The 22,673-nt window shown below is 64.3% G+C and carries 25 protein-coding genes; 19 read left to right on the top strand and 6 right to left on the bottom strand.

The window, feature by feature from the left end; translation table 11 throughout:
• The 11 genes from VGR99_RS32630 to VGR99_RS32580 all read left to right on the top strand — a co-directional run bounded on the left by VGR99_RS32630 (window position 1) and on the right by VGR99_RS32580 (window position 7,381).
• Complete coding sequence (locus VGR99_RS32630; protein ID WP_326904044.1) at window positions 1-1,047, top strand: flagellar hook-associated family protein; 1,047 nt, start codon at window positions 1-3, stop codon at window positions 1,045-1,047.
• A gap of 70 nt (window positions 1,048-1,117) precedes the next feature.
• A complete protein-coding gene (gene flaF / locus VGR99_RS32625) occupies window positions 1,118-1,462 on the top strand; it encodes a flagellar biosynthesis regulator FlaF (protein ID WP_326904043.1) in 345 nt (114 codons plus the stop codon).
• Window positions 1,462-1,866 carry a flagellar biosynthesis repressor FlbT gene (gene flbT, locus VGR99_RS32620; protein ID WP_326904042.1) on the top strand — a complete coding sequence of 135 codons (405 nt, stop codon included), beginning with the start codon at window positions 1,462-1,464 and terminating at the stop codon, window positions 1,864-1,866. Before flaF ends, flbT begins: the two co-directional genes overlap by 1 nt.
• Window positions 1,867-1,882: 16 nt before the next feature.
• Complete coding sequence (gene flgD, locus VGR99_RS32615) at window positions 1,883-2,305, top strand: flagellar hook assembly protein FlgD (RefSeq protein WP_326904041.1); 423 nt, start codon at window positions 1,883-1,885, stop codon at window positions 2,303-2,305.
• Entirely contained in the window at window positions 2,302-2,568 is a 267-nt protein-coding gene (gene fliQ / locus VGR99_RS32610) for a flagellar biosynthesis protein FliQ (RefSeq protein ID WP_326904040.1), read from the top strand. Before flgD ends, fliQ begins: the two co-directional genes overlap by 4 nt.
• A 76-nt stretch (window positions 2,569-2,644) precedes the next feature.
• A complete protein-coding gene (gene flhA / locus VGR99_RS32605; RefSeq protein ID WP_326904039.1) occupies window positions 2,645-4,726 on the top strand; it encodes a flagellar biosynthesis protein FlhA in 2,082 nt (693 codons plus the stop codon).
• On the top strand, window positions 4,723-5,475 hold the full coding sequence (fliR, locus tag VGR99_RS32600) for a flagellar biosynthesis protein FliR (RefSeq protein ID WP_326904038.1): 753 nt from the start codon (window positions 4,723-4,725) through the stop codon (window positions 5,473-5,475). Before flhA ends, fliR begins: the two co-directional genes overlap by 4 nt.
• Before the next feature lie 6 nt (window positions 5,476-5,481).
• Window positions 5,482-5,898 carry a hypothetical protein gene (locus VGR99_RS32595; protein WP_326904037.1) on the top strand — a complete coding sequence of 139 codons (417 nt, stop codon included), beginning with the start codon at window positions 5,482-5,484 and terminating at the stop codon, window positions 5,896-5,898.
• On the top strand, window positions 5,895-6,371 hold the full coding sequence (locus VGR99_RS32590; RefSeq protein ID WP_326904036.1) for a rod-binding protein: 477 nt from the start codon (window positions 5,895-5,897) through the stop codon (window positions 6,369-6,371). The genes VGR99_RS32595 and VGR99_RS32590 overlap by 4 nt, the downstream gene beginning before the upstream one ends.
• 42 nt (window positions 6,372-6,413) lie before the next feature.
• Complete coding sequence (locus VGR99_RS32585) at window positions 6,414-6,926, top strand: flagellar biosynthesis protein FlgN (RefSeq protein ID WP_326904035.1); 513 nt, start codon at window positions 6,414-6,416, stop codon at window positions 6,924-6,926.
• Window positions 6,923-7,381, top strand: coding sequence for a hypothetical protein (locus VGR99_RS32580; protein ID WP_326904034.1), 459 nt, complete (start codon window positions 6,923-6,925; stop codon window positions 7,379-7,381). Before VGR99_RS32585 ends, VGR99_RS32580 begins: the two co-directional genes overlap by 4 nt.
• Before the next feature lie 197 nt (window positions 7,382-7,578).
• On the opposite strand, the gene VGR99_RS32575 is transcribed toward VGR99_RS32580, so the two are convergent.
• Entirely contained in the window at window positions 7,579-8,349 is a 771-nt protein-coding gene (locus VGR99_RS32575) for a response regulator transcription factor (protein ID WP_326904033.1), read from the bottom strand.
• Between the two features lie 821 nt (window positions 8,350-9,170).
• Between VGR99_RS32575 and VGR99_RS32570 the strand changes: the two genes are divergently transcribed.
• Complete coding sequence (locus VGR99_RS32570) at window positions 9,171-10,100, top strand: hypothetical protein (protein ID WP_326904032.1); 930 nt, start codon at window positions 9,171-9,173, stop codon at window positions 10,098-10,100.
• Window positions 10,101-10,113: 13 nt separating this feature from the next.
• Here the strand turns inward: VGR99_RS32570 and VGR99_RS32565 are convergent, their stop codons facing one another.
• Window positions 10,114-10,692, bottom strand: coding sequence for a MarR family winged helix-turn-helix transcriptional regulator (locus VGR99_RS32565; protein ID WP_326904031.1), 579 nt, complete (start codon window positions 10,690-10,692; stop codon window positions 10,114-10,116).
• Window positions 10,693-11,352: 660 nt separating this feature from the next.
• Between VGR99_RS32565 and VGR99_RS32560 the strand changes: the two genes are divergently transcribed.
• Complete coding sequence (locus VGR99_RS32560; protein WP_326904030.1) at window positions 11,353-12,240, top strand: dienelactone hydrolase family protein; 888 nt, start codon at window positions 11,353-11,355, stop codon at window positions 12,238-12,240.
• Window positions 12,241-12,349: 109 nt separating this feature from the next.
• On the opposite strand, the gene VGR99_RS32555 is transcribed toward VGR99_RS32560, so the two are convergent.
• Window positions 12,350-13,618 carry a serine hydrolase domain-containing protein gene (locus VGR99_RS32555; RefSeq protein WP_326904029.1) on the bottom strand — a complete coding sequence of 423 codons (1,269 nt, stop codon included), beginning with the start codon at window positions 13,616-13,618 and terminating at the stop codon, window positions 12,350-12,352.
• Window positions 13,619-13,733: 115 nt separating this feature from the next.
• The gene (locus tag VGR99_RS32550; protein WP_326904028.1) at window positions 13,734-14,582 is read right to left on the bottom strand and encodes an SDR family oxidoreductase; all 849 of its coding nucleotides are present in this window, start codon (window positions 14,580-14,582) and stop codon (window positions 13,734-13,736) included.
• Window positions 14,583-14,729: 147 nt separating this feature from the next.
• Between VGR99_RS32550 and VGR99_RS32545 the strand changes: the two genes are divergently transcribed.
• Entirely contained in the window at window positions 14,730-15,479 is a 750-nt protein-coding gene (locus VGR99_RS32545) for an HAD family hydrolase (protein WP_326904027.1), read from the top strand.
• A 24-nt stretch (window positions 15,480-15,503) separates the two neighbouring features.
• Here the strand turns inward: VGR99_RS32545 and VGR99_RS32540 are convergent, their stop codons facing one another.
• Together VGR99_RS32540 and VGR99_RS32535 are read right to left on the bottom strand one after the other, a co-directional pair.
• On the bottom strand, window positions 15,504-15,911 hold the full coding sequence (locus VGR99_RS32540) for a nuclear transport factor 2 family protein (protein WP_326904026.1): 408 nt from the start codon (window positions 15,909-15,911) through the stop codon (window positions 15,504-15,506).
• 98 nt (window positions 15,912-16,009) lie between these two features.
• Window positions 16,010-17,494: a mannitol dehydrogenase family protein gene (locus tag VGR99_RS32535; RefSeq protein ID WP_326904025.1), complete on the bottom strand. Its 1,485-nt coding sequence runs from the start codon at window positions 17,492-17,494 to the stop codon at window positions 16,010-16,012.
• Between the two features lie 143 nt (window positions 17,495-17,637).
• Between VGR99_RS32535 and VGR99_RS32530 the strand changes: the two genes are divergently transcribed.
• From VGR99_RS32530 to VGR99_RS32510, 5 genes are all read left to right on the top strand, one after another.
• Window positions 17,638-18,441 carry a FadR/GntR family transcriptional regulator gene (locus VGR99_RS32530; RefSeq protein WP_326904024.1) on the top strand — a complete coding sequence of 268 codons (804 nt, stop codon included), beginning with the start codon at window positions 17,638-17,640 and terminating at the stop codon, window positions 18,439-18,441.
• A gap of 90 nt (window positions 18,442-18,531) precedes the next feature.
• Window positions 18,532-19,491 (top strand): sialic acid TRAP transporter substrate-binding protein SiaP, encoded by a 960-nt coding sequence (locus tag VGR99_RS32525; protein ID WP_326904089.1) that lies wholly within the window; start codon window positions 18,532-18,534, stop codon window positions 19,489-19,491.
• Window positions 19,492-19,626: 135 nt separating this feature from the next.
• Entirely contained in the window at window positions 19,627-20,205 is a 579-nt protein-coding gene (locus tag VGR99_RS32520) for a TRAP transporter small permease (protein WP_326904023.1), read from the top strand.
• A 4-nt stretch (window positions 20,206-20,209) separates the two neighbouring features.
• A complete protein-coding gene (locus VGR99_RS32515; protein WP_326904022.1) occupies window positions 20,210-21,616 on the top strand; it encodes a TRAP transporter large permease in 1,407 nt (468 codons plus the stop codon).
• Entirely contained in the window at window positions 21,613-22,662 is a 1,050-nt protein-coding gene (locus VGR99_RS32510; protein WP_326904021.1) for an L-idonate 5-dehydrogenase, read from the top strand. Before VGR99_RS32515 ends, VGR99_RS32510 begins: the two co-directional genes overlap by 4 nt.
• Window positions 22,663-22,673 lie beyond the last annotated feature (11 nt).

The raw sequence follows: 22,673 nt of genomic DNA, 5'->3' as shown, positions 1-22,673 counted from the left end.
ATGATGAGCGCGAACTACATCTCGACCTTGATGCTGTCTTCGTCGTTGAGGTCCTCGATCACGAACAACCAGTCTCTGCTGAGCAAGGCGTCGACGGAAGCAACCACCGGCCGCTTCTACGATGTCGGCCTCGAGCTCGGTGCCACGACGGGAAGCGACCTTACCCTGCGGGCGGACTGGAGCTTCGCCGATCAGCTCGTCGATACCAACGGGCTCGTCGCGGGACGGCTCGACGTGACGCAGAACCGGATCACCCAGCTCAACACGACCGCAACGTCCTTCCTCAAGGACCTGATCGCTGCCCGCAGCACCGACGGCGGCGGGCGGATCATCCTGCCGCCTGCGTCCTCCAACCTCCAGGATCTGATCGGCGCGCTGAACATCTCCTATAACGGCTCGTATCTGTTCTCGGGCATCAACACCCAGAACGTGCCGATCACGGCCTACACCGCCGGCACGGCCAGCAAGAACCAGGTCGACGCCGATTTCCTCGCGGCCTTCGGCTTCTCGCAGTCCTCGCCCAACGTGAAGAACATCACGCCGGCCCAGATGCAGACCTTCCTCAACACCACCTTCGATGCCGAGTTCGCGAGCCCGGCCTGGAACACCAACTGGTCGACGGCCACCGACCAGGTCATGCAAAGCCGTATCTCCACGACCGACGTCGCCGATACGTCCGTCAGCGCCAACGAGCCCGCCTTCCGCATGCTCGCCGAGGCCTACACCATGATGGCCGATCTCGGAAACGCGAACCTGGACCAGTCGACGTTCCAGGTCGTCGTGGACAAGGCCATCGGCCTCGTCGGGAACGCCATCACCGGCCTCGCTACGCTCGGCGGCGAAGTCGGCACGGTCCAGCAGCGGATCACCTCCGCAACCGACAAGCTCAAGACGCAGCAGGACATTCTGAACAACCAGATCGTCGGCATGGAGAAGGTCGATCCGACGGAAGCCTCGGTCCGGGTCAACACCCTGCAGACCCAGATCCAGACGGCGCTGGCGCTGACCTCGCAGCTCCAGAAGATCAGCCTCATCAACTATCTCTGAGCCTGGGCTCCACGGCGCCACAAGCTCGTAACCTTAGTCTTGTTTCGATTTCCTGCGCAGAGTGGTTCTGATGACGTTTGAAGCCTATGAAGCGGTCGTGGATGAGAGCGGCTATGAGGCGAGGGGCCGCGAGCGGCAGGCGCTCAGCCTCGGCATCGACCGTCTCGAGCGGCTCCAGAAGGGCCGCTTCAGCTACGAGGATCAGATCCAGAGCCTGCTCTACGTGCGGCGGCTATGGACGATCTTCATCGAGGATCTCGCGCATCCGGAAAACGGGCTCCCCGAGAAGCTGCGCGCCGACATCATCTCGATCGGCTTGTGGGTGGTCAAGGAAGCCGACCGCCTTCGCGAAGAGAAGTCGAACGACGTCGTGCAGCTCATCGAAATCAACCGCATGATCCGAGACGCTCTCTGATGAAGATCTCCTTGCGGGCGGGTGAACGGATCTACATCAACGGCGCGGTGCTCCGGGTGGACCGCAAGGTCTCCCTTGAGCTCGTCAACGACGTGATGTTCCTGCTCGAAGGGCAGGTCATGCAGGCCTCCGACGCCACCACGGCGTTGCGGCAGCTCTATTTCATCGTCCAGCTCATGCTGATGAACCCAACCGACGTCCGCGATGCCTCGGCGCTCTACGCCCAGCATTACACGGCCCTGGTCGCGGTGTGCGAGAGCCGCGAGATGTTGGAGGGGCTCGCCGCGGTCGACGAGCTCGTCGAGACGACCCGTTATTTCGAGGCGCTCAAGCGAATTCGGGCGCTGTTCCCGGTGGAGCAGGTCATCCTGGCCGGCGCCACCGCCCCAGTCCAGGCTGCCTGACAGCGGAAAGGCTAAAATGAACGTCACCAGCGCGACCGACAGCACCAGCAAGTCATCCAGTTCGACCAGCTCGACCTCGTCCACGTCGAGCAGCGGCGTCGACTACAACACGTTTCTTCAGCTCCTCGTCGCCGAGATGAAGAACCAGGACCCGACGAGCCCGATGGACACGTCGCAATACATGAGCCAGTTCGCGCAGCTCTCGACGGTCGAGCAGGCGATGCAGACCAACACCAAGCTGGATTCGCTGCTGTCCTCGCAATCGCTGTCGCAGGCCGACGGACTGATCGGGAAGACCGTCAGCTTTACCGACTCGACCGGAGCGACCTTCAGCGGCAAGGTCACCTCGATCTCCATCAACAGCGACGGCTCCGTCGCGACGCTCGCGGACGGCACCAAGGTCGCCGTCGGGCCCGGGCTCACCATCAGCCAGTCATGAACGAGCGCGACGCCCTCGACATCGTCCAGGCGGCGATCTGGACCATCATCGTCGCCTCCGGACCCGCCGTCGGTGCGGCGATGGCGGTCGGTACCCTCATTGCACTGATGCAGGCGCTGACCCAGATCCAGGAAATGACGCTGACCTTCGTTCCGAAGATCATCGTCATTCTCGTGGTCGTCGCCGTCTCCGGTTCCTTCATCGGCGCCCATCTCTCGACCTTCACCGAGATGGTCTATTCGCATATCGAACGCGGCTTCTGAGTCGCGAGGCTGGTGGCCACCACCCTCGCGTAAGCTTTGCACGGCAAACTAGGGGCGGACCCTCTGCCGGTGACCCATGGCCGATACATTAGCTGCTAGCCTGCCCACCACCCGCCGGTTCGGGGCGGATGCCTTTTTCGCGGCCGGCATCGTGACCATGCTCACGATTCTGTTCCTGCCGATACCGCCGATCCTGATCGATCTCGGCCTCGCTTTCTCGATCGCGCTGTCGGCGTTGATCCTGATGGTCTCGCTGTGGATCCAGCGGCCGCTCGATTTCTCCGCCTTCCCGACCGTGCTGCTGATCGCGACGATCCTGCGCCTGGCGCTCAACATCGCGACGACACGCTTGATCCTGTCGCGGGGCGGGGAGGGCGAGCAGGCCGCGGGCCACGTCGTCGCCGGCTTCTCGAAATTCGTCATGGGCGGCGACTTCGTCATCGGCTTGATCATCTTCGCGATCCTGGTCACGGTGAACTTCGTCGTGATCACCAAGGGTGCGACGCGTATCGCCGAAGTCGGCGCGCGTTTCACCCTGGACGCCATCCCCGGCAAGCAGATGGCGATCGACGCGGACCTGTCCGCGGGGCTGATCGACGACAAGGAAGCCCAGCGCCGGCGCCGCGAGCTCGAAGAAGAGAGCGCATTCTTCGGCGCCATGGACGGTGCCTCGAAGTTCGTCCGTGGTGACGCCATTGCCGGCCTGATCATCACAGCGATCAACATTTTCGGCGGTATCGTCATCGGCGTCACCCATCACGGGCTGACGCTGTCGCGCGCCGCCGACGTCTACACGAAGCTCTCCGTCGGTGACGGCCTGGTGTCGCAGATGCCGGCCCTGATCGTGTCGCTGTCGGCGGGCCTGCTGGTCTCCAAGGGCGGCACCAGGGGCTCGGCGGAGCAGGCCGTGCTGCGGCAGCTCGGCGGCTATCCCCGCGCCGTGTCGGCGGCCGCGCTGATGATGTTCGTGCTCGCGCTGATGCCGGGGCTGCCGATGCCGCCCTTCATCCTGCTCGGCGGTGTCATGGCCTTCGTCGGCTATTCCCTGCCGAAGCGGGCGGCCGCCGAGAAGCAGAAGGAAGAGGCCCGCAAGGCCGACGAACGCGCCCAGAGCGAGGCCAAGGAATCCGTCAAGGAATCGCTCAAGACCGCGGAGATCGAGCTGGCGCTCGGCGGGCACCTTTCGGTTCATCTTCTCGGCTCGCGCAACGAGCTCGCGCACCGCGTGGCCAAGATCCGCAAGAAGTTCGCCAAGCAGTACGGCTTCGTCGTTCCCGAGATCAAGCTCACCGACAATCTGTCGATCGATCCGAAGGGATACCAGATCCGGATTCATGACACGCGCGTCGCTCATGGCGAGCTCAGGCTCGGCGAAGTGCTGGTGCTGGTCGACAAGGACGGCAAGCCCGACGTGCCCGGCGAGGAGGTGATCGAGCCCGCCTTCGGCATGAAGGCCCTGTGGGTCACGGAAGCCTTCACCGACGAAGTCAAGCGTCAGGGCTGCAAGCCGGTCGACAATTTGTCGGTGCTGCTCACGCATCTGAGCGAGGTGATCCGGGCCAATCTCGCCCAGCTCCTGTCCTACAAGGACATGCGCGGCCTGCTCGACCGGCTCGATCCCGAATACAAGCGTCTGGTCGAGGATCTCTGCCCGTCGCAGATCTCCTATTCCGGCCTGCTCGCAATCCTGAAGATCCTGCTGGCCGAGCGGGTGTCGATCCGCAATCTTCATCTGATCCTCGAAGCCATCGCCGAGATCGCGCCCCATGTGCGGCGCTCCGAGCAGGTCGCGGAGCATGTGCGCACGCGTCTTGCCCAGCAGATCTGCGGCGACCTCTCCGACAACGGCGTGCTCAACGTGGTCCGCCTCGGCAATCGCTGGGATCTGGCGTTCCACCAGAGCCTCAAGCGCGACGCCAAGGGCGACGTCGTCGAGTTCGACGCCGATCCTCGCCTGATCGAGCAATTCGCGACGGAAGCCAGCGCCGCGATCCGCAAGTTCACCGATAACGGCACCAGCGTGGTGCTGGCGGTAACCCCCGAAGCCCGTCCCTATGTCCGGATGATCCTGGAACGGGTATTCCCGACGCTACCGATCCTCTCGCATGTCGAGGTCGCGCGCAGCTCCGAGATCAGGGCGCTCGGAGCCATATCGTGATCAGCAGCCTGACCGACAGCGTGCTGGTCACGTTCATCGTGTTCTGCCGCATCGGCGGCTGTCTGATGTTCGTGCCAGGCTATTCCAGCGTCAACGTCCCGGCCCAGATCCGCCTGTTCATCGCGCTGGTCACGACGTTCGCGCTGACGCCGATCCTGATGACCATCCTGAAACCTCTCACGGAGAACGCGGCGCCGCTGACGCTGGCGCTCCTGATCGGCTCCGAGAGCCTGATCGGCATCGTCATTGGCCTCGGCGGGCGCGTGTTCTTCCTGGCACTTCAGACCATGGCAACCGTGATGGCGAACGCGATCGGGCTCAGCAGCATCCCGGGCACGCCGGTCGCCGACACCGATCCGGCGCCCACTATCGTGCCGTTGATCATGGCGTCCGTCACGACGCTGTTCTTCATGACCGACCAGCACTGGCAGGTGCTGCGCGGGTTGATGAATTCCTACGACGTCTGGCAGCCCGGCAACAGGCTCGGCGGCAGCATGGCGCTGGACCAGCTCGTCGGCCACCTCTCGGAAGCGTTCGTGCTGACGCTGCGGATCGCCAGCCCTTTCATCGTCTATTCCATCATGGTCAATCTGGCGGCCGGCCTGATCAACAAGTTGACGCCGACGATTCCGGTCTACTTCGTCTCGGTGCCCTTCGTGTTGTTCGGGGGCTTCATGCTGCTCTATCTCACCAGCGACGAGCTCCTGACGCAGTTCACCCTCGGCGTCTCGTCGTGGCTGGCGGAGTGACCGGTCATGAAGTCGCGCGCGGACAAGCTCGGTCGGATGGTCTCGCTCGTGAAGCTTCAACTCCGGCTAGCCGAATGGCAGCTGGCGCATTTGCGCCAGCAAGAGCAAAGCATGCAGGACGAGCAGGAATGGCTGGTCGGCACCCTCAACGAGGGAAAGGCCCCGGCGGGGTCGTCGAGCGAATCGCTCGCGCGGCGCCTCAACAGGACGGCCGTCGGCGCGCGCGTCGTGAAGGAGCAGGCGTCGCGGCAGCTCGACCAGGTTCGCTCGGAGACCCGCCGCGTGAAACAGCTTCAGGAAGTCGCCAAGGCGGCGCTCGCGGACAAGCTTCGCGACGCGGAAAAGCGCTCGCTCGAGGACATGACGGGAACACTTACCGTGCGCGAGTGGACGCCACGGCCAGCCAACCGGAATAAGACATGATCGTGACTGCAACCCCCGACCTCGTTCTCGACGTCCTCGACGCCGCCGACCCCGTGGCCCAGCGCGCAGCGACCGCAAAGCTCGATGCGCTGAAATCGTCTGACGCCGATTTCGCCGCCACGATGGTTGCGGAAGCGAGCAAGGCCAAAGCGGCTGCCGATCAATCGGCGGCGACGCTTGCCGGGACGCAGTCGACCGCCGTGAACGGGCCGCCGGTGCAGGTGATCAAGAAGCCCGGCCAGGACGAGGTCTATCGCAAGTTCGAGGCCTTCATCCTCCAGACGTTCGTCGAGACGATGCTGCCGAAGGAATCGGAGCAGGTGTTCGGCAAGGGGACTGCCGGCGGCGTGTGGAAGTCGATGCTGGCGGAGCAGCTTGGCGCTCAGCTGGCGAAGGGCAAGGGCATTGGCATTGCCAAGCAGCTCGCCGGCGCACATCCAGCGGCGCCGGACACGATGGGCAAGGCCGGATGACGATCAGGGAATGGGTGACAGACGTTGAGGGGTGAATTTCCTATGCAGGCACAAGAAGGCGCGGCGGCCCTGGTGATGGAGCAGCCGGTGGTGGACACCGAGGCGATGGCGATGGAGGCGGCATCAAGCGATGCGCTGTTGCCCGTGCTGCTGCCGCACGTCGGCGGCGAGGTGGTGATCGACGCGACGGAGGCGGAGAAGTCGGAGGAGGTGCGCGGCCTCTTGGCGGCGATCCGCCGGCTCGAGGCCATCGTCGAGGAGGAGACGGCCGCGCTGTCGTCGGGCAAGAAGGTCGATTTCGACGATTTCAGCGCCCGGAAAAGCCGGAGCATGCTCGAATTCGTCCGCCTGATGCGGGCGCGGATGCATCTCGGCGCCGAGGTCGAGGTCACCGAGGAGATCCAGCGCCTGCGCGAGAAGCTTGAACGCAATCGTTCCCTCCTCGAGATGCATTACGATGCAGTGCGCGAGGTCGCGTCCATCATCGTCAAGGCGATCAAGGACGCCGAGTCGGACGGCACTTATACCGGTCGTACAGCGCAGGACGCAAAATGATCAGACTCGTTCTGGCCGGGCTCTGGGTCTGCATCCTCACCGCAGGCACGAGCTACGGGGTGGCCTATTGGAAGGAGAACGGCAGCCTGCTGCCGGCCAAGGACGCATATCTCGAAGGGCTCCAGTATCAGAAGACGCGGGCGCTGAGTGTGCCGATGATCGAGAACGGCGGCGTGCAGGGCTACATCGTCGCGCGTTTCGTCTACACCGTGGAGGCGCGGACCCTGCACCAGCTCAACGTGCCGCCGGAGCCGTTCGTCGTCGACGAGGCCTTCCGCAAGATCTACGCTGACGATCGCCTCGATTTCAGGAAGCTCGCCCGCTACGACCTTTCCGTCCTCACCACCGGCATCAAGCAGCGCGTCAACGAACGGATGCAGGCCGATGTGGTCCAGGACGTCCTGGTCGAGGACTTCAACTACGTCTCGAAAGAAGAATTCCAGTCGAAGCCGTAAGGCTCGCCCGACAGGTTTGACGCGGCTTTGCCGCCGCTCCATGCCCGCGTGAAGGGCTGAGGCGCGATCCTCATCGCGTCGCGTCTTGCCGCGTCCGCGCCGCCTGAATTTCGTGGTCTCGATCCCTGAAAGTGCAACGGCCTCTGCGAAAGTGTTCCGCAGAGGCCGTTGTCGTTTCGTAGCGGTGCTCGGCCGCGTCAGTTGCCGGCCGGATAGGCCGCCGGGGCGGCATGCGCCCTGTTGAGGAGGATGCCGACCTCGTCGAGGTCCTGCTCCGGCTCGTCCAGGGTCTCGCCGGCCGGAATGTTGAGGCGGTATCCGACGTAGCGACGGGCCACGATCGCGTCGAAGCCGAGGCGGTCGCGGAGCTTCTTGCGCAGCTTGCTGACGTGGCTCTCGATCACGCTCTCGTCGAAGGTCGACTCGAAGATGCCGTAGACCGCGTTGAAGATCTGCGTCTTGGTGACCCACTTGCCGTGGTTGCTGACCATATACTCGAGAATGCGCAGTTCGCGGCGGGGCAGGGTGAGGGCGTGTCCCGCAATCTCGGGGTCACGTCCGTTGAAGAAGACCTGGATCCTGGTCTCGCAGGGCCTCGGCAGTTCGCCCACCCGGCGGCGCGCGATCGCGGCCGTTCGGGCGAGGATCTCGCGCAGGTGGATCGGCACGTGAACGACGTCGTCGACACCCGATTCGAACAGCTCCAGCGTGTTCTTGAGCATCTTCTGGCCGCTCATGGCGATGATGGGAGCAGCGGAGCGCTTGCGCATCGCCCGCGGCAGGCTTCCGCGGGCATCGCAATCCCCAAGGAGGAAAGCGTCGACCGCAGCCAGGTCCGATTCACTCGCAGATTGCAGCCAGTCCCAGAATTCTCCGGAGGAGAACCCGATCGACGAGACGCCTTCGCGAACGAGCCCTCCAACGTAGCTGTTCGTGACGCTCTCGCGATCATCAACGATAATATACATCAGTCTTCGCCCCTGTTTCGCACTTGCAGCGGCCGGGCGGTTGTTTGTGATGCCCCGGCTCGGCAGCCATGCTGTTTGACGATATTTCCCTCCCGCGAACCGTTGTTATGGTTTCGATATTCGCGGGCAGCCCTACGCATTCAGTGCCCACATGTGCGGGCCTGTTACTTCGACTCGATACTGAACGCTTACTGCGTGAGGCTCGGCGGGTGTCTTACGGATCACCTCGCGGAGCGGATTGAGACAGCGACCTAGAACAGTTGCGCCAAGTTGCTTATCGCGTCCGAACGCTACTGAACCTTGCCGATCTCCTCGCCAACTGGCGAGAATCACTTGAGTAGGACCGTAACAATTGCCGATTTCCGATCAAGCGCCCGCTACAAAGCGATTGCTAAGTGTGTTTGATGCTGTTGGTTTGTTTCGAGTTGTTTCTTGATATTTTTTACCGCATCAGTTGATTTAGTTTACGAACTATTTTTGCACCGTGACGTTTCTATAGTTCCGCATCCCCCCGGAATTGCAGCTGTTTTGGGTGGTGTGGCCGGTGCGTTGCTCGGGGGTGTTTTCAACCCCGGATTGACTCTTTCCACAGAGTTTCCACATGCGACAATTCGACTCAGGTGTGGCGTCTGGACTCCAGCTTGGCGAAATCTTGGCGAGGGTGTGTCTTTCGAGTCGCACTCTTGCCACGTGCGTGACGCGTTTGACTCATGCGATGTCGCATCGCGCGCGCTGAAAAGTTTTTGATGCGCACGTTTCAGGCAAGCTTCGGCACATAAATTCGTCCTTCGATAGATCGAAGCGAACGGAGCATTTTTCATATGTCGTCCGATGGACAAGCTCGTCCCAGTGCGACCGCAGATGCGGCGGCGAAGCCGGCTCCGGAAGTACGCACTTCAAATACGGCGCAAGCGGCGAAGCCTGCGGCAAATGCAAAACGCATGTCGGCTGCGACGAATGACGAGACTCTGGCGAAAGAAGCGCTCGAGGGATTGAAGCGCATTCGCGCCAAGGCGCGTCTCGACAAGATGGCGATACCGAAGCCTGCACCGGTCGTGATCAAGCCGGCCGTGATCGTCGCCAAGCCGCCGCCGCCGCGCCCGACATGGGTCGCGCCGCTCGCGACATTGGCGGTCGCCGCCGTCATGGTGGTCTGCGCCTGCACCGGCGTGATCGCCTATCTCACCACGCAGCCCGCCCAGAGCAACGTTGCGGCTAATACGGAGATCAGGAATCTGCGCGAGACGGTCGCGCAGCTGCGCAAGCAGCTGTCGGGCGTCTCCGAAAATCTCGACGGCCTGCGCACCGCGGTCGATCAATCGAGCAAGGCGACCAACGACCGCTTCGGCAGGTTTGCCGACAACCTCGACCGCATCGAGCGCGTCAGCTCGTCCTCGACCGCGAAGCTGGACAAGCTCGCTTTGGCGCAGACCCAGGCGGCCGCTCCGGCGCCGGCGGCGGTCGCCGTGCAGCCGTCGCAGGCCGCGCCGATGATGGCTTCGCTCGCGCCGCCCGAGATCACGGGTTCGGTGCCCCCGTCCGCCCCGCGAAAAGTGGTCAAGGGCTGGTCGGTTCGCCAGGCCTATGAAGGGATCGCGATCCTGCAAAGCCCGAACGGCGTCATCGAGGCGGTGCTGGGACAGCAGGTGCCCGGCCTTGGCCGCATCGAGGAGATCAGGAACGAAAACGGACGCCTGGTGGTGGAGTCCACCGGCGGTGTCATCTATTCGTCGCGCAAGGCGACGCCCTGATCGACGACGTCGTCTATTGCCGGTGATGTTCGAAGCTGGTGCATAGCAGCTCGATCTCCGGCTCCGCGATCGGCGCGCGAAACAGGCGGCAGCTGAACTCGACCGTCGGCTTGCCGTCCGCGCTGGTGCGATCCTCCCGGAGGAAGATGCAGCGCTTGCAGACGTCGGTATGGTGGCGCTGCTCGGCGGCATCGGACTGATCCAGCACATGCCGAAGCGCGTCGCGGAAACGGATCTTTGCCTCGTCGTCGAGGCTGGCAATCGCCTCGACGAGAACGTTGACGGGATCGCGCGCCAGGAACTTCTTGCCCTGCTGCGTGACGCTCAGCATCACCGACCGCTTGTCCTTGGCCGAACGCTTTCGCTCGATATAGCCGAGCCGCTCGAGCTCGCCGATGATGAAGGAGGCGGTGCCGCGCGTGGTGCCGACGTAGCTCGCAAGCGCCGAAGGCGTGCGGGAAAACCGGTTGGCGCGAGACAGGAAGCGCAGCGCCATCCACTCGCGGTCGCGCAAGCCGTGCTTGGTGCCTTCGAACCACAGGATCCGCGCGACCTGCTCCAACAGTTCAATCGATTCGCGAGCCAAATTCATTTCAATTCCGGGTCGGATAAAGCTTTATTCAATTGAGCCTTGGGCAGCGCAATCTGGTGGACGACAATGAGTTTCTCGCGTGATCCTCCGTCAGCGACGGACAGAGAAGCGCGCTCGGGAAAGATGTCTCCCGGTTTCCCGAGATGGAACTTCCGGCCGTGCAACTAGAGCGTCACAAAGAAAGTTCGAGTAAACCGCTCGGCTCAACTCTTCCGAAAATTTCAGTCAAATGGCTGCGGTTCGTGTGCAAGATTCCGATAGCGCACGACATCCCGGCAACATGATGTGTCGTTACGGCCACTGCGATGCCCATTTGTTGCGGCGGAGCGTTTCGAATTGCGCGAAGCGGCGCCATGTCTGCAACATCCGACCATGTGGGGTGCGGCGGGAGAACCGCAATTATCGGTTAATGGATGTTGCGCCGCAGCGCAGCCACGCGGTTAAATCCCGCACACGATCGGACCTGGGGCGGCGGGTGATCTGATCGGCCATTTTGTCGTCCAGGGTCCCGCATGTGCCGGACGCTGCCGAAAGAAGCAGCAGTCCACGCCGACGAAGGGATGAGCATCCTCGCAGGCTGGTGACTTGCGTTTGCCCGGCAACTATTGGCGAATGCGCCGCCCCAGGGGGCGAGCATAGGCAGCAGGAAGGGATTGACCGATGAGCTTTGAAACTACCATGACATCCGACGTCGTCGGGCTGACGAAAGTTGCCCCGGTCTCGCGCCGCGGATTCATGAGCGCCACCGCGGCCGTCGCGGCCGGCTACACGCTTGCGGCAGGTCCGGTCCGTGCCGAGCCGATCGCGACCGATATCAGCGGCCTCCAGGCCGGCGATGCCAAGATCAAGGTCGGCTCGGACGAGATGCCTGCCTATTTCGCCCGCCCGGCCGGCAACACCAAGGCGCCGGTGATCATCGTGGCGATGGAGATCTTCGGCCTGCACGAATATATCAAGGACGTGACGCGGCGCTTGGCCAAGCTCGGCGCGTTCGCGATTGCGCCCGACTATTACTTCCGCAAGGGCACCGACCTCACCAAGGTCACCGAGATCAAGGATCTGCTGCCGATCGTCAATTCGAAGCCGGACGCCGAACTGCTGTCGGACCTCGACGCGGTGGTGGCATGGGCGGGTGCGCAAGGCGGCGACACCGCCAAGCTCGGCATCATCGGCTTCTGTCGCGGCGGGCGCACGGTCTGGGAATATGCCGCTCATCGCGGCGCGCTCAAGGCTGGCGTTGCCTTCTACGGCACGGTGGTCGACCCCGCCAACCCGCTGTGGCCGAAGAGCCCGATGCAGCTCGCGCCCGAGATGAAGGCGCCGGTGCTCGGCCTCTACGGCGGTGCCGATACCGGCATCCCGGTGGCTCAGGTCGAGCAGATGAAGGCGGCTCTCGCAGAGAACAAGAAGACGGCCGAATTCAAGATCTATCCGGATGCGCCACACGGCTTCCATGCCGACTACCGCGGCAGCTACCGCAAGGATGCGGCGGAGGATGCCTGGAAGCAGGCGGAAGCCTGGTTCAAGAAGTACGGCGTATTGAGCTGATAGCGAACCATGATCCGGAAAAGTGTAGCGGTCTTCCGATAAGATCATGCTCTGGAATTAAAGAGGGCGGCCCGAGTGGCCGCCCTTTCTCGATCGAGCAGCGCTGGTCTCACTTCGTCATCGCGCCATAGACGATGTCCTGCACCTGCTCGCGATAATATTTGCGCAGCTCGCCCGGCGCGGCCGTTCCCACCACCACGACGAGACGCTCCTTGGGATCGCAGAAGAACTGCGTCCCGTAGGCGCCGTTCCAGGTGAACTCGCCGGGATTGCCGGGAACCGACGACAGCCCTTCGCCGGTGCGGACCGCGACCGCCAGGCCAAAGCCGAAGCCGGCGCGATGCGGCTCGATGTTTGCCACGTTGTTCTTGATCTCGGGGCCGAGGTGGTTGGTCGTCATGTGGTGCACGGTCTTCGGCGAGAGGATGCGCTGGCCGTCGAGCTCGCCGCCGTTGAGCAGCATCTGTCCGAAGCGGACGTAATCGCCCATCGTCGCGAACGAGCAGGCGCCGCCGCAGTCGAACTTGGTCGGCGTGTCGAGCAGCCTGATGGCCTGCGGCTTTCCCGTCAGCGGGTCGTTGGCGAACGGACGAGCGAGGCGAGGGCGCTGCGCGTCGGTCGGGTGGAAGGTCGCGTCCTTCATGCCGAGCGGCTGCCACACATTGGCGGCGAGATAATCGCCGAGCTTCTGCTCGCTCACCTTCTCGACCACGGCCCCGAGCACGTCGATCGAAAAACCGTATTCGAACTCGGTCGAGGGCTGATGCGCCAGCGGAAGCTTCGTCATCCGCTCGATGAAGGCCTGGGTGTCGCCTTCCACCGCCGGTGCGACGCCGTCGGGATAAAGTCGCGCCACCGGGCTCGATGAGTCCGGGCGGCCGCCATACATCAATCCGGACGTGTGCCGGTAGAGATCGTGGATGAAGATCGGCGAGGCCTGCGGCTCGAGCTTCAGCGAACCATCGGCCTGCGCCGCGCCGACCTTCATGTCGGCAAAGCCGGGATAGTAATCGGACAGCTTGGCCTGCAGCGGCAACTGGCCTTTTTCCATCAGCGTCAGGCCCGCGACCGCCGCCATCGGCTTGGTCATCGAGGCCAGCGCGAAGATCGCATCGACCGTCATCGGCGTGCCCTTGTCCGGATCGAGCATGCCGTAGGCCTTGTAGTGCACGAGCTTGCCGTCCCGCGCCACCGCGACGACCGCTCCGGGCACGCGCTTGGCCGCGATCTCGCGCGCGAAGAAGCTGTCGAGCCGTGCAAGGCCCTGCTTCGAGAAACCGGCGTCGTCAGGATTGGCTTCAGGCAGTGGTGCGGCGCGCGCAGCACCGAACGTGATGATGGCAGCCGCCGCCGCGATCATGGCGATCGTCTTGTTCATTGGATCCTCCCAAAGAGCGAGCTCGTTGTGCGAGTGGCTCGCTCGATGCCCAGATCACGACCGCACCAGTCCGAAGTCAAGCGCGCGCCGGGCATGTCTGGGAGGCGGGGGAGGCCTAGCGTCCTTCACCTGCGCGCCACAATGCATCGAGGCCATGACGATAGGTCGGGTGGGCCAGCGTGACGCCGAGCTCGCGCTTCAGCTTCGCATTGGAGACGCGGGCGCTGCTGGCATAGAAGCTGCGGGCCATCGCCGACAGCTCGGCGCTCTCGAATGGCTCCTCGGCCGGCGGCGCAACGCCCATCAGCTCTGCGGCATAGGCGATCACATCCTGCGGCGGTGTGGGCTCGTCGTCGCAGACGTTCCAGATGCCGCCGCCATGATGGTTCACCGCGGCCATGATCGCGCTCGCGATGTCGTCGGCGTGGATGCGGTTGAAGACCTGTCCCGGCTTGACGATGCGCCGGGCCGTGCCGGCGCGCAGCGTCACCAGCGCGTTACGGCCGGGGCCGTAGATGCCGGCGAGCCGCAGGATCGCGACATCGCCGCGCGCCGTGTCGGCCCACGCCTGCTCCGCCGCGATCCGCTGGCGCGTGCGCTCGAACATGGCCTGCGGCGGCGTGGTCTCGTCCACCCAGCGGCCTGCGTGATCGCCATAGACGCCGATGGTGGAGAGATAGACGACCTTGCGGCGGCCCGTCGCCAGCACGTCGCCGAATGCAGCGAGCGCGGGATCGCCGGCGCTGCCGGGCGGGATCGAGATGAGGAGGACATCGGCTGCGCCGATGCGCTCGACCGTCTCGCGTGCCGGTTGGCCGCCGGAAAAGGCATGTACCTCGATGCCGGCGAGGTCGTTCCGCTGTCCGGGATCGCGCACGGTGCCGGCGATATGGGAGAAGCTGCCGCCGAAGTTGCGGACGAAGTGCCGGGCACTGTAGCCGAGGCCGAGGATGAAGAGCCGCATGCGTCTCCCGTACAGGTCAAGGTTCCCGTTCGCGGCTAGCCGCGCGTCGTTCGCTCATAAGAGATTTTTGGGTCGGACAAAAGATATTGCAATTTTACTGGCCTGCGGCCTCGGGCGATGCTCGGCTGTCAAAGGGAGGCGTCGACCATGCAGGCAGAAGCGATCGCTCCAGCGGATGCGGCCGAACTGATCCGGCGCGCCGCCGCGCTGATCTTCGATGTGGACGGCACCCTGGCCGAGACCGAGGAACTGCATCGCCGGGCCTTCAACCACGCCTTCGCCCGCCACGGTCTCGACTGGCATTGGGACCGGGCCACCTACAAGGTCCTGCTGCACGTCACCGGCGGCAAGGAGCGCATGCGGGCCTACAACAACAGGCAGTGGATCGCGCCGCCGCTGTCGGACGCTGATATCGCCGAGCTTCACCGCATCAAGACCGACCATTATGCCGAGCTGATCGAAACCGGCTGCTGCCCGTTGCGGCCGGGCGTGGCGGAGCTGCTGGCGGCGGCCGGGGCGCGCGGCCAGCGGCTTGCGATTGCGACGACGACCTCGCACGGCAATATCGATGCGCTGCTGTCGCAGGCGCTGGGACCGCGCTGGGCGGCCGATTTCGATGCGGTCGTTGCGGGCGACGACGTCAGGCACAAGAAGCCGGCGCCGGATGTCTATCTCGAGGTCCTGGCGCGGCTGAAGCTGGATGGAGCCGACTGCCTCGCGATCGAGGATTCCGGCAACGGGCTGATCGCGGCGTCGCGGGCGAACATTCCGGTGCTAATCACACGCAGCATGTTTTTTCGGGACGATGACTTCGCGGAAGCGCGGATTGTGCTGGGCGATCTGTCGGAACTCGGGAGCTCGAAAACAAAAACTGAAAAACAACCCCATGCACAGTAGATCACACTGGCGTGAGGGCGGCCGTCAGTGGACGCGGTGACTCGCTCTATCGTCCTCGGCCTGCTCGACAATTTGCGCAATCGGGCTCGACTGGTGATGCACCAGGCGCCAGCCGTCGCCGACGCGGCGAAAATGGTTCGCGGCGGCCAAAGCGGTGCCGTCGACGATCTCGATGCAGAGCACGCGGGCGCTGTCGCCGTCGACGATGGCCTGAGGCTCGGCGCACGTGATCTGCGGCCGCTCCGGATTTTGCAGGATGTCGCGCCAGCTTCCGATCACGGTGGCGCGGCCGATGATCGCGGGCCAGCCGGGATGGATGCAGGAAATGGCGTCGTCATCCGCCCACATCCGCTCCATGCCGTCGAAATCGCCAGTCGAAAAGGCGGCGTAGAAGGCCGCGTTGGCGGCGATGACCTTGTTGTCCTTTGCCATACCTCTCGGGTGCGGCAAGGACGGACAAAAATCAAGCGCGACTTCCGATCGATTTTAGGTTTGACTTCGACCGCAGTGCAGCATTGCCTGCTTTGTGGTCACGCCGAAACATGTGTCTCCACGGCCCGCCGCGCGCCGTCCTTATAAAGGAGACCGAGCGCGGAGGTCACGGCCTCGCGCAGGCGCGGCTCGGCGCCGAATGGGCCGAACACTTTTTCCACGCCAAGCAATTCGAGTGCGAGCTTCTCCGCGACGGGACCCGCCTCACGCGCCAGCGCGGCGAACTCGGCGGCGAGGGGATCGCGCACGTCGATGGCGCGGCCCTGCTCGTCGCGTGCGGTGACATAACGCATCCAGCCGGCTACCGCGAGCGCGTGCGTTGCGATCGGCAAGCCCTTGCGGAGGCGATCCTGCATCGCGCCGAGCAGGCGCTGCGGCAATTTTTGCGAGCCGTCCATCGCGATCTGCCAGGTGCGGTGATGCAGCGCCGGATTGGCAAAACGCTTGAGCAGCGAGGCGCGGTAGGCGGCGAGATCAGTGCCCGCAGGCATCGTCAGCGTCACTGCGGCCTCTTCCATCACCTGCGCGGCGAGGCGCGCGAAATGCGGATCCTGCATCGTGTCGGCGATGGTCTCGTAACCGGCGAGATAGCCGAGATAGGCCAGCGCCGAATGGCTGGCGTTGAGCAGCCGCAGCTTCATCAGCTCGAACGGCTTGACGTCGGTGACGAGCTCGACGCCCGCAGCCGCAAGATCGGGCCGGCCTGCGGTGAAACGGTCCTCGACCACCCATTGCGTGAATGGCTCGGTCATCACCGGCCAGGCGTCGCGCAGGCCGAGCGCGTCCGCGACCGCATCGCGGTCGGCGTCGGTCGTCTCCGGCACGATGCGGTCGACCATGGTCGACGGGAAGGCGGCGTTATCGGCGATCCACTTGCCGAGATCCTTGGAGCGCAGCGCGGCGAACTGCGTCACGATCCGCTGCACGGTGTGGCCGTTGGCCGCGAGATTGTCGCAGCACAGCACGGTGAAGGGCGGCAGACCCTGCGCGCGCCGGCGCGCCAGCGCGGCTACGATGAAGCCGGGTGCGGAGCGCGGCGCATCGGGATTGTTGAGGTCGTGCACGACATCAGGATGCCGCTCGTCGAGATCGCCGGTCTGCGGCGTGTGGCAATAGCCCTTCTCGGTGACCGTCAGCGAGACGATGCGGATGGCGGGATCGGCCATCCGCTCGACCAGCGCTGCCGGGTTCTCGCGCGCAACGACGCTGTCGAGCAGCGCGCCGATCAAGCGATGCTCGGTGCCTTCGGCGGCACGCACGGCAACGGTGTAGAGATGATCCTGCGGGGCGAGGGCGTCGCGCGTATCCGGGCTGCGCAGGCTCGCGCCGACAATGCCCCAGGACGAGCTGCCGCTGGCAAGACAATCGTCGATGACGACGGCCTGGTGTGCGCGATGAAATGCGCCCAGTCCCAAATGCACGATGCCGGGCGTAACGCGCGAACGGTCATAGGCCGGGCGGCGGATGGACGGCGGCAGCCGGTCGAGATTGGCGCGGCCAAGACGCTCTGAACCTGGACGCATGGTCGTCTCTCCCTGTGTTTGGCCGCTGCTTGACATGGCGCCAGTCCTCGGTCAATGCTCCGGTCAATTGGTAAGACCAATTTTCCAAAATTGGCGGGCCGCGGGTCGGGACGATCCCGCGCGACCCTTTCAGGGAGGCCAGCGTGCCGCTGGAAGCTGTGGAGGCGAGACGGCTTTATCGCCAGGTCGCCGATCAATTGCGAAGCCTGATCGACAGCGGCGAGTACGCGGTCGGCAGTCGCTTGCCGACCGAGCGCGAGCTCGCCGAGCAGCTCAAGATCTCGCGTCCGACGGTGCGCGAAGCCCTGATCGCGCTCGAAGTGGAGGGACGCGTCCGCATCCGCGTCGGCTCCGGCATCTATGTGACCGAGCCCGCCGACGCCGCACCGGCACCATCCGCCGTCATCGAAGGCCCGTTCGAGCTGCTCCGCGCCCGCGAATTCCTCGAAAGCGCCATTGCCGAGCAGGCCGCGCGCGTGGCGACAAAGGACGACGTCGCCCGCATCGATGCGTCCCTCATCGCGATGGAGAATGTCGAGCATCCCGGCGAAGCCTCGATGGTGCATGACCGCGCCTTCCATGTCGCGATCGCCGGCAGTCTCGGCAATGCGGTGCTGGTGCGCGTGGTCGGCGAGCTGTTCGACCAGCGTCTCAATCCCTATTTCGCGCAGCTTGCGCATTATTTCGAAAGCCCGGGCACCTGGCGCACGGCGCTCGACGAGCATCGCGCCGTGCGCGACGCGATCGCGGCGCATGATCCCGACGCCGCCCGCGAGGCGATGCGAAAACATCTGGCGCGCTCGCAGGAGCGCTTTGCGCAGAATTTCGGCGCCGAGGCTGCCGCGCCTGCCGGGCGTGGTCGGGTCGCGCGCTCTCCGGCGAAGCCGGCGAAACCAAAGCGAGAGCCGAAGAAGCAGGCCAAGAGCGGCGGTGCGCGGCGGCGATGAGATTGGGCGGCCCGCATCCATTTCGGACGCGGGTGAACAAGAAGCAGACTTTAGTCAGTGGAGGATAAGTCAGTGTTGAAGAAGATGACGATGGTGCTGGCGACTTCGGTCGCGGCAATGTTTGCGGCGGCGGGCCCCGGCATGGCGCAGACCAAGCTCAAATGGGCCCATGTCTACGAGACCTCGGAGCCGTTCCACACCGCCTCGGTCTGGGCCGCGCAGGAGATCGGCAAGCGCACCAACGGGCGCTACACGGTCGACGTCTATCCGGCTTCGCAGCTCGGCAAGGAAGCCGACATCAACCAGGGCCTCTCGCTCGGCTCGGTCGACATCATCATCTCCGGCTCGAGCTTCGCGGCCAAGAGCTTCCCGCCGATCGGCGTGACCTATTATCCCTACACCTTCCGCGACTCCGACCATCTGCTCGCCTACACCAAAAGCGACATCTTCAAGGAGCTCGCCAAGGGCTATGAGGACAAGAGCGGCCACCACATCGTCGCGGTGACCTATTATGGCGTGCGCCAGACCTCGTCGAATAAGCCGATCAAGACCTGTGCCGACCTCAAGGGCCTGAAGATGCGCGTGCCCGACGTGCCGGCCTATCTCGCGATGCCGCGCGCCTGCGGCGCCAACACCGCGCCGATCGCCTTCGCCGAGGTCTATCTCGCGCTCCAGAACGGCACCGTCGAGGCGCAGGAGAATCCGCTGACCACGATCGAGGCCAAGAAGTTCTACGAGGTGCAGAAGCACATCGTGCTGACCGGCCATATCGTCGACCACCTCAACACGGTGGTGGCGGGCGCGCTGTGGAAGAAGCTGAGCGACGAGGACAAGAAGATCTTCACCGACGTCGCGCAGGAAGCCGCCGCCAAGGCGACCGATGAGATCAAGCAGAACGAGGCCAAGCTGGTGTCCTTCTTCAAGGAGAAGGGCCTGACCGTGACCGAGGTCGACAAGAACGAATTCCGCGACATCGTGCTGAAGAACGTTCCGTTCGAGACCTTCGGTTATCGCAAGGCCGACTGGGAACGCATCCAGGCGGTGAAATAAGGGACGCCCGTCGTTCCGGGGCGACGCGTAAGCGTCGAACTACGGTGCGCAATTGCGCACCTGAGAACCTCGAGATTCCGGGTTCTCGCTTCGCGAGCCCCGGAATAACAGTAAGGGTCTTTGGGGAGTAACCACATGTCGACCGTCGAAATACACCGGCAGATCACCGGGGACGAGATCGCCCATACCTTCGAGGAGGAGGCGACCCCGAAGGTCGATCTCGGCGTCTATGCTTTCGAAGACTGGGTGGCGCTGGCGATCTTCTGGGTGATGGCGCTCGCCGTCTTCCTGCAGTTCTTCACCCGCTATGTCCTCAACGACAGCTATGCCTGGACCGAGGAGATCGCGACCTACTGCCTGATCGGCGTGGTCTTCATCGGCGCCTCGATGTGCGTGCGGCTGTCGCGACACATCCAGGTCGACCTGATCTACCGCTATCTGCCGCGCGTCGTGGCGCGCGCGTTGTCGACGGTGATCGACCTGATCCGGATCGCCTTCTTCGGCTACGCCATCAAGCTGGTCTGGGTCTACATCCAGATCATCGGCGACGAATCCATGACCACGATCAATCTTCCCAAGGACTACGTCTATTACGCCGTCCTGGCTGGCTTCGTGCTGATGTTCGCACGCTCCGTGCAGGTGGCGATCCAGCATTTGCGACAGGGCTATTCGATCCTCGAACGTCCCGGCGCCTACGACGGTTTTGAAGGGTAATCCCATGTTGCTGTTGCTTGGAGGCTTCCTCATCCTGATGCTGCTCGGCGTTCCCGTGGCGATTGCCATGGCCGCGTCGTCGCTGCTCTACATCCTGGTCAGCGGCGTGACGCCCGATGTCACGCTGGCGCAGCGCATGATCGCCGGCGTCGAGAGCTTTCCGCTGCTCGCCGTGCCGTTCTTCATCCTGGCCGGCAATCTCATGAACATCGCCGGCGTCACCGGGCGCATCTACAAATTCGCGGTCGCGCTGGTCGGCTGGATGCGCGGCGGCCTCGGCCACGTCAACATCATCGGCTCGGTGATCTTCTCCGGCATGTCCGGCACCGCGATCGCGGATGCGGCCGGCCTCGGCACCATCGAGATCAAGGCGATGAAGGACCACGGCTACTCCACCGAGTTCTCGGTCGGCGTCACCGCGGCCTCGGCGACGCTCGGGCCGATCATCCCGCCGTCGCTGCCCTTCGTGATCTACGGCATGATGGCCAACGTCTCGATCGGCGCGCTGTTCCTCGGCGGCGTCATTCCCGGCGTGGTCCTGACGCTGTTCATGATGGCGACGGTCACCTATTTCGCGCACAAGAACAAATGGGGCAGCGACACCCCGTTTTCCTGGCCGCAGCTCGGTTCGGCCGGCCTCGAGATCGCCATCGTGCTGGCGTTCCCGCTCGCGATCTGGCTGATGGTGGTTGCGGGCATGTCGACCAATATGGCCGTCGTCATCGGCCTCGGTACGCTGCTCATCATCGATTGGTATTTCGATTTCTCGGCGGTGATGGCGCTGATGGCGCCGGTGATCCTGATCGGCGGCATGACGCTCGGCTGGTTCACGCCGACCGAAGCCGCGGTCGCGGCGGTGATCTGGTCGCTGTTCCTCGGCCTCGTCCGCTACCGCACCATGACGTTGCAGACCGTGGCGAAGGCGACTTTCGACACCATCGAGACCACGGCCTCGGTGCTGTTCATCGTCACCGCAGCCTCGATCTTCGCCTGGCTGCTGACGGTGTCGCAGGCCGCCCAGATGCTGTCGGACTGGATGCTCAGCATCACCCACAACAAATGGGTGTTCCTGGCGCTCGCCAACGTGCTGATCCTGTTCGTCGGCTGCTTCATCGACACCACGGCAGCGATCACCATCCTGGTACCGATCCTGCTGCCGATCGTGCTCAAGCTCGGCATCGATCCGATCCACTTCGGTCTGATCATGACGCTGAACCTGATGATCGGCCTGTTGCATCCGCCGCTCGGCATGGTGCTGTTCGTGCTCGCCCGCGTCGCAAAACTCTCGGTCGAGCGCACGACGGTCGCCATCCTGCCCTGGCTGGTGCCGCTGATGCTCGCGCTGATCGCGATCACCTACATTCCCGAACTGACCCTCTGGCTTCCTAAATATATGGGACTCTCCAAATGACCTCCGTTGCTCTCGCCGCTACCCTGTTCGGGCCCGAAGATCTGCGCATGATCGAGCATCCGCTCGACAAGCTCGCAGACGGCATGGTGCGCATCCGCTTCGGTGCCGGCGGCATCTGCGGCTCGGACATGCATTACTTCCGCCATGCCCGCACCGGCGATTTCGTGGTGAAGTCGCCGCTGGTGCTCGGCCACGAGATCTCGGGCGAGGTCGTGGAGATCTCCGGATCCGCGGCCAATCTGAAGGTCGGCGACCGTGTCGCCGTGAATCCGTCGCGCTGGTGCGGCCATTGCGTCGCCTGCCGCGAAGGGCGGCCGAACCTCTGCGAGAACATCTACTTCATGGGCTCGGCCTCGAAGACCCCGCACATGCAGGGCGGCTTTGCCAATTACTTCGACGCGGTGCCCGCGCAGTGCGTGAAGATTCCCGACCACGTCTCCTATCAAGCCGCGGCGCTGGCCGAGCCGCTCGCGGTCTGCCTGCACGCGGTCGCGCGCGCCGGCAATATCGAGGGCAAGCGCGGCATCATCTTCGGTGCCGGTCCGATCGGGCTGTTGACCATGCTCGCCGCGCACCGCGCCGGCATGGCCGACATCACGGTGGCCGACATCGCGCCGGCGCCGCTGGCCTTCGCGACCCGGCTCGGCGCCTCGCATGTCGAGAACGTCTCGGGCGGTGAAGAGGGTCTGAAAGCGCAGGCCGCGTCGCGTCCCTACGATGTCGCCTTCGAGGTCTCGGGCACGGCCGCGGGGCTTGCCAGCGCGATCGGCATCGTGCGGCGTGGCGGCGTGGTGGTACAGATCGGCAACCTGCCGGGTGGCCAGATCCCGACGCCGTCGAATGCGGTGATGGCGAAGGAGATCGACCTGCGCGGCTCGTTCCGCTTCGGCTTCGAGTTCATGACGGCCGTGGAACTGATCGGGTCCGGCAGCGTCGACGTGCTGTCGCTGGTCACCGCCGAGCGGCCGCTCTCCACCGCGCCGGATGCACTGCGGCTGGCGCTCGACCGCTCGCAGAGCGTCAAGGTCGTGCTGACCGCGAACTGATTGGAGAGATC

The sequence above is a fragment of the Bradyrhizobium sp. genome, from assembly GCF_035935975.1.
In the GTDB taxonomy this organism is placed as follows: Bacteria; Pseudomonadota; Alphaproteobacteria; order Rhizobiales; family Xanthobacteraceae; genus Bradyrhizobium.
Note: the sequence above shows the minus strand (reverse complement) of the source record. Positions and strands in the feature narration are given on the sequence as shown.